This is a genomic window from Rhodoferax sp. (assembly GCF_023701345.1).
Classification (GTDB): Bacteria; Pseudomonadota; Gammaproteobacteria; order Burkholderiales; family Burkholderiaceae_C; genus Rhodoferax.
Window position 1 is genome coordinate 1 of the sequence record NZ_JAMPXE010000088.1, and the last position, 14,499, is coordinate 14,499.

Sequence of the window (14,499 nt, forward strand, 5' to 3'; positions counted from 1 at the left end):
ACCTACGCCACTTGGTGGATCCGCCAGGCCATCACCCGCTCGATCGCCGACCAGGCGCGCACCATCCGCATCCCGGTGCACATGATCGAGACCATCAACAAGATGAACCGCATCAGCCGCCAGCACCTGCAGGAGTTTGGCTTTGAGCCCGACGCCAGCGTGCTGGCCGAGCGCATGGAAATTCCCGAAGACAAGATCCGCAAGATCATGAAGATCGCCAAGGAGCCGATTTCCATGGAAACGCCGATTGGCGACGACGACGACAGCCACCTGGGTGACTTCATCGAGGACGGCGCCAACACCGCCCCGATGGAAGCGGCGATGCAGGCCGGCCTGCGCGACGTGGTCAAGGACATCCTGGACAGCCTCACCCCGCGCGAAGCCAAGGTGCTGCGCATGCGATTTGGCATCGAGATGACCAACGACCACACGCTCGAAGAAGTGGGCAAGCAGTTCGACGTGACGCGTGAACGCATCCGCCAGATCGAAGCCAAGGCGTTGCGCAAGCTCAAGCACCCGAGCCGCTCCGACAAGCTGCGCAGCTTTACCGACAACCTGTAATTTGCGAATTGGCCACCCTCGGACTGTGCCATGCATGAAATGTCGCTGGCCGAGGGGGTGTTGCAACTGATCGAGGACGCAGCACGCCAGGACCAGTTCAAGAGGGTTACTGCCGTCTGGCTTGAAATTGGCCAGCTCTCAAGCGTGGACCCCGAGGCCATGGCGTTCTGTTTCGATGCGGTCACGCGCGGCACGGTGGCCGAGGGTGCCAGGCTGGAGATCATCACCCTGCCCGGCCAGGGCTGGTGCGCAGCCTGCGCCCGGACCGTGCCCATGTCCGAGTTGTTTGCTGAATGCCCGCTGTGCGGCGACGTCCCGCTGCGTGTCACTGCCGGCACGGAAATGCGGGTGAAGGAACTTGAGGTAAGCTGAGCGCCAACGTGGTCCCATCGGATCCAAGCGAGGAGACAGGCGATGTGTGTGACTTGTGGTTGCGGCGAAGGTGATGTCAGGATCGAAGGCGCCACAGCGCATCATGATCACGTCCATGATCACGAACACGACCCGGCACCCGCGCATTCGCATGCGCCGGGCATCACGCCGGGCCGCAGGGTACAAATCGAGCAGGACATCCTGGCCCAAAACAACGCCTATGCCCAGGCCAACCGGCGGCTACTTGCCGAGCGCGGCGTTTTTGCGCTGAACCTGGTGTCCAGTCCGGGCTCGGGCAAAACCAGCCTGCTGTGCAAGACCATCGACCTGTTGAAGCAACCGGCGGTGGCCGTGATCGAGGGCGACCAGCAAACCAGCCAGGATGCCGAGCGCATTCGCGCCACCGGTGCCCAGGCGATTCAGATCAACACCGGCAAGGGATGCCACCTGGATGCCCACATGGTGGGCCACGCCATGGCGCAGCTCAAGCTGGCAGACGATAGCCTGCTGATGATCGAGAACGTGGGTAACTTGGTATGCCCGGCGGCGTTCGATCTGGGCGAGGCGCATAAAGTGGTGATTCTGTCGGTGACCGAGGGTGAAGACAAACCCATCAAATACCCCGACATGTTTCGCGCCGCCAGCCTGATGCTGCTCAACAAGATCGACCTGCTGCCTTATCTGACTTACGACGTCGATGCCGCCATTGGCTACGCGCGCCGGGTCAATCCTGGTATCCAGGTGATTCAGCTCTCGGCCACCAGTGGCGCGGGCATGGCTGAATGGCTGGCTTTTCTGCGTGATGGCATGGCACGGGACCAGGCGGCCAGACAGCAAACCGTGGCGGGCCTGCAAGCCCGCATCGCCCGGCTCGAAGCCCAATTGCAGGCGCGGGCTGCTTAACGGTTTTGGCCTTGATAACTCGGCACATCCGCGTCACCGGCACCGTCCAGGGGGTCGGTTTCAGGCCATTTGTCTGGCGTCTGGCGCAGCAGCTTGGGCTCACCGGCTGGGTGCGCAACGATGCCCAGGGCGTTGAAATCCTGGTCCAGGGACCTCAAACCCGGTTGACCGAATTGCTGCAGCGCCTGCGGATGGATGCGCCGCCTTTGGCGCGCGTGGACAGCGTACAGGCGCAGGATGTGCTGGCCGAGCCCTTCACCGATTTCAGCATCATCGCCAGCCAGTCAGGCCAGGCCAGCACGGCCATTGGCCCCGATGTGGCAGTGTGCGACGAATGCCTTGCCGAGTTGTTCGACCCGTCGAGCCGGCGCTGGCGCCACGCCTTCATCACCTGCACCCATTGCGGCCCGCGCTACACCATCACCCGTGCCCTGCCCTACGACCGTCCGCAAACCAGCATGGCCGCGTTCCCGCTGTGCCCGGCCTGCAGTTCAGAATACACCGCGCCGGCAAACCGGCGCTTTCATGCCGAGACCACCTGCTGCCCGCAGTGCGGCCCGCGTTTAAGTTTGTCAAATGCGCAAGGTCAAGCCATCACCGGCGATCCGATCACGCAAAGCTTGCGCCTGCTGCAAACCGGTCACATCGTCGCCATCAAGGGCCTCGGCGGCTTCCACCTGGCGTGTGACGCGCGCAACGCAGAAGCCGTGGCGCGGCTGCGCTTGCGCAAAAACCGCGAAGCCAAGCCCTTTGCCGTGATGCTGGCCAATGCGGCCAGCGTCGCGCCTTATGCCCGCATTCGTCGCGATGACAAACAGAGCGCCCTGCTGGAAAGCCGCGAGCGCCCCATCGTGCTGCTGCCGGCCACAGCGGCTGGCGAGGCCGAACTGTCCGGCGTCGCCCCTGGCCTGCTGCGCCTGGGTGTGATGCTGCCCACCACGCCGATCCATTACCTGCTGTTCCATGAAGCCGCGGGGCATCCTGCTGGCAGTGCCTGGCTGACCGAAACCCAGGCCATGGTGCTGGTGATGACCAGTGCCAACCCGGGCGGTGAGCCCATCGTGCGCGATACCCAAGAAGCCCACGCCCGACTGGCTGGCATCGCTGACGCCTATCTGGACCATGACCGCGACATCGTGGCGCGCTGCGACGACAGTGTGATGCAGGTGGTGGCGGGCAAGCCGCAATTCATCCGTCGCAGCCGGGGTTTCGCACCTGCCGCCATCCGGCTGCCCAGTGGCGGGCCGTCGGTGCTGGCCTTTGGCGCCTACCTCAAAAACACCGTCTGCGTCACGCGTGGCGATGAAGCCTTTTTATCGCCTCACATTGGCAGTCTGGACAACGCGGCAAGTTGCGAATTCCTGGATGAAACCGTGCAGCGCCTGTGCGTGTTGCTCGACGTCAAGCCAGGGCTGGTGGCGCACGACCTGCACCCCGATGACTACAGCACGCGCGCCGCGCTTCAGTACGCGCAGCAGCGCGGCCTGCCCACCCTGGCCGTGCAGCATCACCACGCCCACATGGCCGCGGTCTGTGCCGAGCATGGCTGGCAAGGCCCGGTGCTGGGGCTGGCGCTGGACGGTGTCGGCCTGGGAACGGACGGCACTGCCTGGGGCGGCGAGCTTCTCAAGGTCGATGGTACGCGGTTCGAGCACCTGGGCCATCTGCGCCCGCTGCCCATGCCGGGCGGCGACCAGTGTGCGCGTGAGCCCTGGCGCATGGCTGCGGCCGTGCTGCATGAACTGGGCCGCAACGCAGACATCGCGCAGCACTTCCAGGAGCCGGCCGCCAGCACGGTGGTCGCCATGCTGGCGCGCCAGTTCAACTGCCCGCGCACGTCGAGCATGGGCCGTGTGTTCGATGCCGCGGCGGGCCTGCTTGGCATCTGTCACACCATGGCTTACGAGGCTCAGGCCGCCATGCTGCTGGAACAGGCTGCAACTATTTTCATAGAGGGCCATGGCTGGCCAGAACCGTTGCCGGGCGGCTATGCTGTCCGCGACGACGGGCAACTCGACCTGCTGCCGCTGCTGGCTTCGCTGATCGATGCGGGTGATACCACTCGGGCCGCCGCCCGTTTCCACGCCACCCTGGTGGCAGCCTTGAGCGATTGGGTACTGCGGGCCTCGAAAGCCACCGGTTTGACCACCCTGGCCTGGGGCGGCGGCTGCTTTCTCAACACCCTGCTGTCAAGCCACCTGCGGCAGAATCTGGAACAGCATGGCATCATGGTGCTGGCACCCAGCCTGACCTCGCCGGGCGATGCCAGCATCGCGCTCGGGCAGGCCTGGGTCGCCCTGCATTATCTGGAGGAAAACTGATGTGTCTGGCACTACCTGTCAAGGTGATTGAAGTGGGCTGCGGCCCGGCGCGCGACATGGGCCTGGTGGACCTGGGTGGCGTCAAAAAAGAAATCTCGCTGGCACTGCTCGACGATGTGCAGGTGGGTGACTACGTGATTTTGCACGTGGGTTATGCACTGTCCAGACTCGATCCCGAAGAGGCCGGGCGCACGCTGGCACTGTTTGCGGAAATGAACGAGCCACCCGTGGCCACAGCATGAAATACATCGACGAGTTCCGCGACGGCGATCTTGCCCGGGTGCTGGCGACCAGGATTGCCCGACTGGCGCAACCGCAACGCAACTACAGCTTCATGGAATTTTGCGGCGGCCACACCCACGCCATTTCGCGTTACGGCCTGTCGGACCTGCTGCCGCCCAACGTGCGCATGGTGCACGGCCCGGGCTGCCCGGTGTGCGTGCTGCCGATTGGCCGCATCGACATGGCGATTGAGCTGGCGCTGCATCAAGACGTGATCCTCTGCACTTACGGCGACACCCTGCGCGTGCCCGCCTCTGCTGGCCTGTCGCTGATCAAGGCCAAGGCGCGCGGTGGCGACATCCGCATGGTCTACTCCACCCTCGATGCGCTGCAGATTGCCCGCGACAACCCGCAGCGACAGGTGGTATTTTTTGCCATCGGCTTCGAGACCACCACGCCGCCCACGGCGCTGGCCATTCTGCAGGCGCACCAGGAGCAACTGGCAAACTTCAGCGTGCTGTGCTGCCATGTACTCACCCCGGCCGCGATCACCCGGATTCTGGAATCCCCCGAAGTGCGGCAATGGGGCACGGTGCCGATTGACGGCTTCATCGGCCCGGCCCATGTTTCCACCGTGATCGGCAGCCGGCCCTACGAACAGTTTGCCGCCAACTACCGCAAACCCGTGGTGATAGCCGGCTTTGAGCCGCTCGACGTGATGCAGGCCATTCTGATGCTGGTTCAACAGGTCAACGACGGCCGCGCCGAAGTTGAAAACGAGTTTTCACGCGCGGTGAGCCGCGACGGCAACCTGAAGGCGCAAGACCGTATGGCCGGGGTGTTTGAATTGCGCGACGAATTTGAGTGGCGCGGCCTGTCGGTGGTGCCCGATTCGGCCCTGATGATCCGGGAAAAATACGCCAGCTTTGATGCCGAGCGCCGCTTCAACGTGACGTACAAGTCGGTGCCCGACAACAAGGCCTGTGAATGCGGGGCCATCCTGCGCGGCGTCAAGCGGCCGCAGGACTGCAAGATTTTTGGCACCGTCTGCACCCCCGAAAACCCGGTGGGCTCGTGCATGGTCAGCAGCGAAGGCGCCTGCGCCGCGCACTACAGTTACGGCCGTTACAAGGACATGGCCACATGAGCGAAGTCAAACGCGGCTACGCGCGCCCGCTCGACCTCAAACATGGCCGGGTCGACATGACACACGGCGCGGGCGGCCGCGCCATGGTGCAACTGATCTCCGAACTGTTCTACCTTCACCTGGGCAACCAGTATCTGGGCCGGGGCAATGACGGCGCGGTGTTACCTGCGCCCATGCTGGACGGCAAGCCCGCGCGCCTGGTGATGTCGACCGACTGCCATGTGGTTTCCCCCCTGTTTTTCCCGGGCGGCGACATCGGCTGCCTTTCAGTCCATGGCACGCTCAACGACGTCGCGGTGATGGGCGCGACACCGCTGTATCTGGCAGCCGGTTTTATTCTGGAAGAAGGTTTTGCGCTGGCCGACCTGGCGCGCATCGTCGAATCCATGGCGCGCGCTGCAACCCAAGCCGATGTACCGGTGGTGACCGGCGACACCAAGGTGGTCGAGCGCGGCAAAGGCGACGGCATTTTCATCACCAGCACCGGGGTCGGCGTTTTGCCCGACGGACTGGAGCTGGGCGGGGCCCGCGTGCGGCCGGGCGATGTGGTGCTGGTCTCCGGCACCCTGGGCGACCACGGCGTGGCCATCATGAGCCAGCGCGAAAACCTCAGGTTTGAGGCCGCCATTGCGTCCGACACCGCTGCCCTGCACGGCCTGATCGCTGCGCTGCTGGCCACGGGTGCCGACATCCGCTGCCTGCGCGACCCCACCCGCGGCGGCCTGGCCTCGACGCTGAACGAAATTACCGGCCAGTCGGGCGTGGGCATGATGCTGCATGAGAAAGCCATCCCGATCAAGCCGGTGGTGGCCGCCGCCTGCGAATTTCTGGGGCTGGATCCGCTCTATGTGGCCAACGAAGGCAAGCTGATCGTGATTTGCGCCGCCGCCGATGCGCCGCGCCTGCTGGCTGCCATGCGCGCGCATCCGCTGGGGCTGGACGCCGCCCAAATTGGCGAGGTCATCGCCGACGACCACCATTTTGTCCAGCTCACCACCGCCTTTGGTGGCCGGCGCATTGTCGATTGGCTGACCGGCGAGCAGTTGCCGCGGATTTGTTAGTCACAGGGCGCGGTCCAGGTGGGTGTAACCGCCATCGACAAAAACCCATTGTCCCGTGGTGTGTGACGACGCGTCCGACAGCAAAAAAACACACATATTGGCAATTTCCTCCGGCGTGGTCATGCGCTTGCCGAGGGGAATTTTTGCAACGATTTTTGCCAGCTTTTCCTGCGGGTTGTCGAACCCCGCAAGCCACTGCTGGTAGAGCGGCGTCATCACCTCGGCCGGCAGGACCGCATTCACGCGCACGCCGAACTCCAGCAATGCGGCCGCCCATTCCCGGGTCAGCGACAACTGAGCGCCTTTGGACGCGCAATAGCCACTGGTATTGCCCTGGCCCGTGACGGCGGTTTTGGAGGACACGTTGACGATGGCACCTTTGCTGGCCTTGAGGTGCGGCACACAGTGATGCGCCATGACGTAGTAATGGATCAGGTTGCGCTCCAGCGAGGCAACAAAAGCATCGCGGCCGGCATCCAGGCCGACACCGTCGTTGATGCCGGCGTTGTTCACCAAACCGTCGATGCGCTTGAACCGGGCCACCGTGGTGGCAACGGCATCCCGACAGGCCTGATCATCGGAAAGTTCCAGCTCGAAAAACTGATAGTCTGGCTGAATGTGCGCCAGCTCGGTCATGAATTGCTTGTCCAGTGCGTTTTTCCCCAGGATCACCGGTACGGCGCCTTCCCTGGCCAGCGCCAGTGAGATGGCCGCCCCAATGCCGCTGCCACCACCGGTCACGATGACCACTTTGTCTTGCAAATGCAGATCCATCTCAATCCTGTGTCCTATTTCAATTTATATCGTCAGGCCGTACATGCGCACCGCATTCGCACCCCAAAATGCCTGCTGCTCATGTCTGTCCAGCCGCGATTCAGCCCAGCTTTGCGCGATGGCATGAACGGCCTGGTAGTCGGCCGCCAGTTGGCTGACCGGCCAGTCGGAGCCGAACATCAGGCGCCCGGGCCCGAAGGCTTCCAGGGCGACATCGAAACATTGCTCGATGTGCAGGATGTCGGCCGCACTGGGGTCATCCTGATGTTGCCAGTCGGTCTCGGTCACCAGCCCCGAGAGTTTGCAACTGACATGGGGCAGACGTGCCAGTTGCGTTAACGCTTGTTGCCATTGCTGTCTTGACGCCGGATCGGTCAGCCAGTCGCGAATCCTGGGTTTGCCCACATGGTCCAGCACCAGCGCATGCCGGTCATGACGAGTACAAAAATCGATCACGATGGGCAGTTGTTGCGCAAAAACCAACACCTCAAACACCAGTTGCCGGCGCTGCAGACAGGCGACGCCCGCATTGAAGGCCGGGTTGTTGATGATTTCCACGAGGTCCGGCTCGTCCTGCAGCAGGTAACGAAAGCCCTTGAGTTTTTCCTGACCCTGCCAGCGCGCCAGATCTGCCTCCAGTGTGGCGCTGGTCAGATCGGTCCAGCCAATCACACCCAGGATGTGCGGATGGTGCGCCGCCAGTTCGAGCAGGAAATCCGTCTCTTGGGGGCCGCACCGGGCCTGGACGGCAATCAGCCCCAGAACGCCGCAGTTGTCCATGCCGGGCCGGCTGTCAACCGGGCGCTGATGCCGACGCAGAACAGGCATGTCTTCGGAGATCCAGGGAAAATCCTGCGGTTCAAAGTGCCAGAAGTGCTGGTGGGTGTCGATTTTCATGATGGCTGCGTGGCTGTGGGTCGGCATGTACACCTCGCTATGTTGCAGTCCCGCAGCCTGGCTGGGTATACGGGTAAACGATAGGAACAAAACATCTTGCGCAGGACTAACATGTTAGTCTGTTAACAGACAAGATTAACCACCCGCCTGCATCATGCTGACTGGAATTTCTCCCTTGCTCTCGCCCGACCTGCTCCATGCTTTGGCGTCCATGGGCCATGGTGATGAGATCGTGCTGGCAGATGCCAACTTTCCCGCCACAACGCTCGGCAAGCGCCTGATTCACCTGCCCGGCGTGTCGTCACCTGAGGCACTGCGGGCGGTGCTGTCCGTCATGCCGCTGGACAATTTTGTCGAGCAGCCCGCGCTGACCATGCAGATGGTGGGCGACAGCCAGACCCGCCCCGCCACCGTGGCCGAGTTTGATGTGCTGTTGCAACAACACGGTTACCAGGCATCTGCGGCGCTGGAGCGGCAGGCGTTTTACCTGCGCGCTGGGCAAGCCTTTGCGGTGGTGGCCACCGGTGAACTGCGCACTTACGGCAACATCATTCTCAAAAAAGGCGTGATTGCCGCATGAGCTCCGCTGCTCGCACTGCCAACGCCAAAGCGCCATCAGGGCGAGTCACGGCCGAAAGCGGCCAGGTGATCAACCAGCGGGCGCGCGCCTACCAGGGCTTCACCAAGCAGATACTGAGCGGCAAAATCCGCAGCGGCCAGTTTGTCTCGCAACGTGAACTGATGGCCCTGCTCGACATGCCACTGGCGGCTGTGCGCGAAATGATCCCGCGTCTGGAAGCCGGCGGCCTGATCAGGACCGTGCCGCAACGCGGCCTGCAGATTGCCCATGTCGACCTCAAGCTGATCCGCAACGCGTTTCAGGTGCGCACCCTGATCGAGCGCGAAGCGGTACAACATTTTGTGCACAGTGCCAGCGACAGCGAACTGCAGGCCATCGAAGCCAGCCACCAGGACATTCTGAAACGCGCCAGCGCGCTGAGTAAACCCCTGGGCAAGGATGCCACTCTGCTCGATGACGCCCAGGCGGTCGACTGGGGCCTGCACGACCGCCTGGTCGACGCGCTGGGCAATGACATCCTGTCCGAGATTTACCGCGTCAACAGCCTGCGTGTGCGCCTGATCAAGCTGGAACACAGCGTCATCACCCCGGCGCGCCTGATTCCCGCCATGCAAGAACATCTGCGCTTTATTGCCGCCCTGTTGCGCCGCGATGCCTTGGAGGCCACCCGTCTGCTCGAGGAGCACATCAACAGTGCCCGCAACCGGGTCATGACGGCGCCGCTGGAGCAGGTACGCAGCGAATGGGAACCCCAACCAACTCCCTCAACCTCAAGGAAAACCACGTGAACCCTGATATCCACGGGCTCTGGCCCGCCCTGTTGCTGCCTGTCGCAGCAGACGGCACCCTGGACACCCCGCGTGCCCTGTCCCACGCCAAACGCATGCTCGCTGCCGGCTGCGACGGTGTCACCCTGTTTGGCACCACCGGCGAAGGCACCGCCTTTACCGTGGCCGAACGCAAGGCCTTGCTGGAAACCATGCGCGGCAGCGGCATCCAGGCCAGCCAGATCATCGTCACCACCACCGCGCTGGCGCTGGGCGATGCCATTGAACTGGGTCGCCATGCCGCCCGCCTGGGTGTGCACCGCCAGATGTTCATGCCACCTTTCTATTTCAACCAACCGCGTGAGGCGGGTGTCATTGAAGCCGTCTCGCAAGTGGTGCGTGGCATCGGTGACGACCAGCTCAAATTGCTGCTGTACCACTTCCCTGCCATGAGCACCTTCGGTTTTTCGCACGAAGCCATTGCCGAACTGGTACGGCGTCACCCCGGGCAGGTGATGGGCGTCAAAGACAGCGGCGGCAGTCTGGACCACGCACTGGCACTGGCCAACGCCTTCCCTGCCCTGTCCATCCTGACGGGCAGCGAGCAGCATGTGGCCGAAGTGATGCGCGCGGGTGGTTCCGGCTCCATCAACGGCCTGGCCAACGTGGCGCCGCGCCTGATGGCGCGCGTTATCAACAACCCGCACAACGTGAGCACGGAGGACAGCGCGTTGATCCTGTCCCTGCTCGCCTTGCTGAGCATTCGTCCCAACATGCCTTTCGTCGGCGTCTACAAGCAGATGCTGGCCGAGCAAATCGGCGATGCCGCGTGGCTTAACATGCGCGCACCGCTGAGTCCACTGGATCCTTCCGAGGCGCAAGCGGTGTGCGACGGCTACCGTGCCATTGGCGCACCACTTGAATCCATTTAACAACCACAGGAGACCCCACCATGACACATCCCTCCACCTTTAGCCGCCGCACCCTGCTGGGTGCCGCAGCCGCCCTGGGCACGGTAGCGCTGCCCAGCCTGGCACAAAGCAAGACCGTGCTGCGCATCTCCACCCCGGCGGTGCCCGACGACTGGCATGCCAAGATGTGGACCGTCTTCAAGGACACGCTGGAAAAGAATGCGCCCGGTGAATTCGACGTCCAGATCAACCTCAACGCCTCCCTCTTCAAGCAAGGCACCGAACCCGCCGCCATGGCACGCGGCAACCTGGAGCTGTCGAGCATTTCGGCTTTTGACATTGCCAAGCTGGTGCCCGAGTTTTCAGTCTTCACCGCCGGCTACATGGTGCGCGACCCTGAGCAACAGCAGAAGATTTTCAACGGCCCCATCGGCGCCGAACTGTTCAGGACCGTGTCTGAAAAAATGGAGGTTACCCCCCTGGCCACCGTGTATCTGGGCACCCGCCAGCTGAACCTGCGCGAGGTCAGGAATGTCAGGACACCGGGCGACCTCAAAGGTGTCAAGCTGCGCATGCCGGGTTCCAAGGAATGGTTGTTCCTGGGTGAAGCCCTCGGCGCCACCGCCACACCGCTGGCCTTTGGCGAGGTCTATCTGGGCCTCAAAACCGGCACCATCGACGGCCAGGACAACCCGCTGCCCTCGGTGCGCGCGGCCAAGTTCTACGAGGTCACCAAGCAGATTGTGCTGACCAGCCACCTGGTCGACGGCATTTTCATTGCCATCTCGAACAAGAGCTTCAATGCCCTGAACGCGGCCCAAAAGCAGAAGGTCACGGCGGCGGCACAGGCCGCAGCGGCTTACAACAACGAAAACCGCATCAAGGAAGAGGCGCAACTGGTGGAGTTCTTCAAGAAGGAAGGCCTGCAAGTCACCACGCCCGATCTGGACGCGTTCCGCAAGGCGGTGCAAACCACCTACCAGAACTCGGACTACGCCAAGGTCTGGCCCAAGGGCATCGTTGAACGTATCAACGCCACCAAGTAGTACCAGGCACCCATATGACCCGCTGGTTCAAACACGCCGCCAATGCCATTGGCGGTGGCCTCTTCCTGGCGTTGTTTGTCGTCTTCATCGTCCAGATCGCGGCGCGTTTTGGCTTCAACAAGCCACTGCCCTGGACCGATGAAGCAGCGGTGATTTTGTACATCTGGGTCATCCTGTGGGCCGCCGCCCTGGTGGTTCCCGAGCGCGAGCATGTGGTGTTTGACCTGCTGTGGAACAGCGTCGGCGTGCGTGCGCGCCAGACCATGCGCATCCTGGGCCACCTGCTGATCGGCGGGCTGGCACTGGTGGCGCTGCCGGCCAACTGGGACTATGTGAAATTCATGGCGCGCGAAGGCTCTCCCGTGCTGGACATTCCGTTGATGTGGGTGTACCTGCCCTTTATCCTGCTGCTGGCGGCCCTGGTGATGCGCAGCGCCTGGGCCATCTGGCAAACCTTCAGGGGCCACGGCCTCGACAAAGAACTGCATATTTGACATGACTGCCATCTCCGTTCTCATTGGCGTGCTGGTCGCCGGCATGTTGCTGCGCATGCCGATCGGTTTTTCCATGCTGGCCTCGGGCATTGGCTACCTGCTGGTCAAAGGCCAGGACCTGGGTCTGCTGGCCGAACAGGTCAGCAACGGCATGTACAACAGCTATGTGCTGCTGGCCGTGCCGCTGTTTGTGTTTGCCGCCAACATCATGAATGCCGGCACCGTGAGCGAACGCATATTTGACTTTTGCCGGATCCTGGTCGGGCGCATGCGTGGCGGGCTGGCGCAGGTCGACATCATGGTCAGCGTGGTGTTCTCGGGCATGAGCGGCAGCGCCATTGCCGATGCCGCCGGGCCGGGTCTGGTCACCATCCGGCAAATGCTCAACAAGCCCGAATACCCGCGCGGTTTTGCCGGCGCGGTGGTGGTGGCCAGCGCCACCATCGGACCGATCATTCCGCCTTCGATCCCGATGATCATTTATGCCCTGGTGTCAGGGGCCTCGGTAGGCGCGCTGTTTCTGGGCGGGCTGGTGCCGGGCTTGCTGATGGCCGTGCTGATGATGGGGGTGGTGCACGTCATCGCCACCCAACGCAACATGCCGCGCGAGGCAAAGATTCCGCTGCGCGACTGGCCCGCCATTTTGTTCCGCGGCGCCTTGCCGCTGTCTTTGCCCATTGTTCTGCTGGGCGGCATTTACTCGGGCGCCTTCACGCCCACCGAGGCGGCGGCGGTGGCCGCCCTGCATGCCCTGATTCTGGCCGGTGTGGTGTACCGCAGCCTGACCTGGCGCAGCTTCTGGGGCGTGGTGATGGAATCAACCCGGGGCAGCGCCGTGATCACCCTGATTCTGGCCGGCTCCTTCATGCTCAACTACGCCTTCACGGCCGAGGGCGTGCCGCAGGCCATGGCGCTGTGGGTGGATGGCATGCACTTTTCACAGCTCAATTTCCTGTTGATGGTCAACCTGCTGTTTCTGGTGCTGGGCTGCTTTCTGGACGTGTCGGTGCTGCTGCTGGTGTTTGTGCCCATGCTGTTGCCCGCCGCCAAATTGCTCGGCATCGACCTAGTGCACTTTGGCGTGCTGGTGGTGCTGAACATGATGATCGGCCTGATCACACCACCGTTCGGCATGCTGCTGTTTGTCACCAAGGCGCTGACCGGCATCCCGATTGGCGAGATGATGAAGGAAGGCTGGCTTTTTCTAGTGATTCTCGTGCTGTTCCTGCTGGCCGTCACCGTGTTCCCGCAAATCGTGCTGTGGCTACCGCAAAGCATGGGTTACATCACGCACTAATCCGTTATCAACAAAAGACTCAAAAGGAAACTCCCATGCAACTCACAGCCAACAACAGCCTTCCCGTGGATGGCACAAAAGGGGCTTTGGTCGCCCGCATCTGGCGCCCCGAACTGGCCGGGCCCTCCGTGGTGGCCCTGCGCGGCGAAGACGTGATCGACATCACGGCGAGCTTCCCGACCGTGCGCGACCTGTGCGAACAGGCTGACCCGGCGAGCGCACTGCAACAAGCCAAGGGTGAACACGTTGGCAGCCTCGCCGAGCTGCTGGCCAACACCCCGCCCGACAGCCGCAACCCGGCGCGTCCCTGGCTGCTGGCGCCGGTGGATTTGCAGGCCATCAAGGCGGCGGGCGTGACCTTTGCCATCTCGATGCTGGAGCGTGTGATTGAAGAAAAGGCGCGTGGCAACCCGGCCGCAGCCGTGGCCATTCGCACCGAGATCACGACACTGGTGGGCGACGACCTGTCCAAATTGAAGCCCGGATCAGCCCAGGCCATGGCACTCAAGCAGGTGCTGATCGACCAGGGTGTCTGGAGCCAGTACCTGGAAGTTGGCATCGGCCCGGACGCCGAGATTTTTACCAAGGCGCCGCCCATGGCCGCCGTGGGCACCGGGTTTGACGCCGGCCTGCACCCCGCGTCCAGCTGGAACAACCCCGAGCCCGAGGTGGTGCTGGCGGTCAACTCAAGGGGCGCGATCGTGGGTGCGGCGTTGGGCAACGACGTCAACCTGCGCGACATCGAGGGCCGCTCGGCCCTGCTGCTGGGCAAGGCCAAGGACAACAACGCCTCGGCCGCCATCGGACCGTTTTTGCGCCTGTTTGACGCCACCTTCACGCTGGATGATTTGCGCCAGGCCACGCTGACGCTCAGCGTCACCGGCGAAGACGGTTTCACGCTGGAGGGGTTTTCGTCCATGGCCCAGATCAGCCGCGACCCGGAGGACCTGGTGCGCCAGATGATGGGCCCGCACCACCAGTACCCCGATGGCGCCATGCTGTTTCTGGGCACGCTGTTCGCGCCGGTCAAGGACCGCGACCGCGTGGGCGGCGGTTTTACCCACAAAACAGGCGACATCGTGCGCATATCAGCGCCGCAACTCGGCACCCTGGTCAACCGCATGCAGCCCACCGACGCCTGTGCGC

Annotated in this window: 16 protein-coding genes; 14 read left to right on the top strand and 2 right to left on the bottom strand. The window is 63.1% G+C overall.

Annotated features, from left to right (window positions below; genetic code table 11):
• From NDI87_RS12150 to hypE, 7 genes are all read left to right on the top strand, one after another.
• Positions 1–561, top strand: a 561-nt coding sequence (locus NDI87_RS12150) for a sigma-70 family RNA polymerase sigma factor (protein ID WP_296275520.1), incomplete at its 5' end; no start/stop codon positions are given.
• A gap of 30 nt (positions 562–591) precedes the next feature.
• On the top strand, positions 592–933 hold the full coding sequence (gene hypA / locus NDI87_RS12155; RefSeq protein ID WP_296275521.1) for a hydrogenase maturation nickel metallochaperone HypA: 342 nt from the start codon (positions 592–594) through the stop codon (positions 931–933).
• Between the two features lie 42 nt (positions 934–975).
• Positions 976–1,836 carry a hydrogenase nickel incorporation protein HypB gene (gene hypB / locus NDI87_RS12160; RefSeq protein WP_296275522.1) on the top strand — a complete coding sequence of 287 codons (861 nt, stop codon included), beginning with the start codon at positions 976–978 and terminating at the stop codon, positions 1,834–1,836.
• Positions 1,837–1,841: 5 nt separating this feature from the next.
• Complete coding sequence (gene hypF, locus NDI87_RS12165; protein ID WP_296275523.1) at positions 1,842–4,157, top strand: carbamoyltransferase HypF; 2,316 nt, start codon at positions 1,842–1,844, stop codon at positions 4,155–4,157.
• A complete protein-coding gene (locus NDI87_RS12170) occupies positions 4,157–4,399 on the top strand; it encodes a HypC/HybG/HupF family hydrogenase formation chaperone (protein WP_296275525.1) in 243 nt (80 codons plus the stop codon). Before hypF ends, NDI87_RS12170 begins: the two co-directional genes overlap by 1 nt.
• Positions 4,396–5,526, top strand: coding sequence for a hydrogenase formation protein HypD (hypD, locus tag NDI87_RS12175; RefSeq protein WP_296275526.1), 1,131 nt, complete (start codon positions 4,396–4,398; stop codon positions 5,524–5,526). The genes NDI87_RS12170 and hypD overlap by 4 nt, the downstream gene beginning before the upstream one ends.
• Positions 5,523–6,587: a hydrogenase expression/formation protein HypE gene (hypE, locus tag NDI87_RS12180; protein ID WP_296275527.1), complete on the top strand. Its 1,065-nt coding sequence runs from the start codon at positions 5,523–5,525 to the stop codon at positions 6,585–6,587. Before hypD ends, hypE begins: the two co-directional genes overlap by 4 nt.
• Here the strand turns inward: hypE and NDI87_RS12185 are convergent, their stop codons facing one another.
• Together NDI87_RS12185 and NDI87_RS12190 are read right to left on the bottom strand one after the other, a co-directional pair.
• Positions 6,588–7,361 carry an SDR family oxidoreductase gene (locus NDI87_RS12185; RefSeq protein ID WP_296275528.1) on the bottom strand — a complete coding sequence of 258 codons (774 nt, stop codon included), beginning with the start codon at positions 7,359–7,361 and terminating at the stop codon, positions 6,588–6,590.
• Positions 7,362–7,385: 24 nt separating this feature from the next.
• Positions 7,386–8,258 (bottom strand): amidohydrolase family protein, encoded by an 873-nt coding sequence (locus NDI87_RS12190; protein ID WP_296275529.1) that lies wholly within the window; start codon positions 8,256–8,258, stop codon positions 7,386–7,388.
• 154 nt (positions 8,259–8,412) lie between these two features.
• Between NDI87_RS12190 and NDI87_RS12195 the strand changes: the two genes are divergently transcribed.
• The 7 genes from NDI87_RS12195 to NDI87_RS12225 form a co-directional block, all read left to right on the top strand.
• Entirely contained in the window at positions 8,413–8,838 is a 426-nt protein-coding gene (locus NDI87_RS12195; RefSeq protein ID WP_296275530.1) for an RbsD/FucU domain-containing protein, read from the top strand.
• Positions 8,835–9,626 carry a GntR family transcriptional regulator gene (locus NDI87_RS12200; protein ID WP_296275532.1) on the top strand — a complete coding sequence of 264 codons (792 nt, stop codon included), beginning with the start codon at positions 8,835–8,837 and terminating at the stop codon, positions 9,624–9,626. The genes NDI87_RS12195 and NDI87_RS12200 overlap by 4 nt, the downstream gene beginning before the upstream one ends.
• On the top strand, positions 9,623–10,537 hold the full coding sequence (locus tag NDI87_RS12205) for a dihydrodipicolinate synthase family protein (RefSeq protein WP_296275533.1): 915 nt from the start codon (positions 9,623–9,625) through the stop codon (positions 10,535–10,537). Before NDI87_RS12200 ends, NDI87_RS12205 begins: the two co-directional genes overlap by 4 nt.
• Positions 10,538–10,557: 20 nt before the next feature.
• Positions 10,558–11,562 (top strand): sialic acid TRAP transporter substrate-binding protein SiaP, encoded by a 1,005-nt coding sequence (locus NDI87_RS12210; protein WP_296275534.1) that lies wholly within the window; start codon positions 10,558–10,560, stop codon positions 11,560–11,562.
• 14 nt (positions 11,563–11,576) lie between these two features.
• Positions 11,577–12,056 carry a TRAP transporter small permease gene (locus tag NDI87_RS12215; protein ID WP_296275535.1) on the top strand — a complete coding sequence of 160 codons (480 nt, stop codon included), beginning with the start codon at positions 11,577–11,579 and terminating at the stop codon, positions 12,054–12,056.
• A gap of 1 nt (position 12,057) precedes the next feature.
• Positions 12,058–13,353 (top strand): TRAP transporter large permease, encoded by a 1,296-nt coding sequence (locus tag NDI87_RS12220; protein ID WP_296275536.1) that lies wholly within the window; start codon positions 12,058–12,060, stop codon positions 13,351–13,353.
• 35 nt (positions 13,354–13,388) lie between these two features.
• The coding region (locus tag NDI87_RS12225; RefSeq protein ID WP_296275537.1) for a fumarylacetoacetate hydrolase family protein at positions 13,389–14,499 on the top strand (1,111 nt) is incomplete at its 3' end.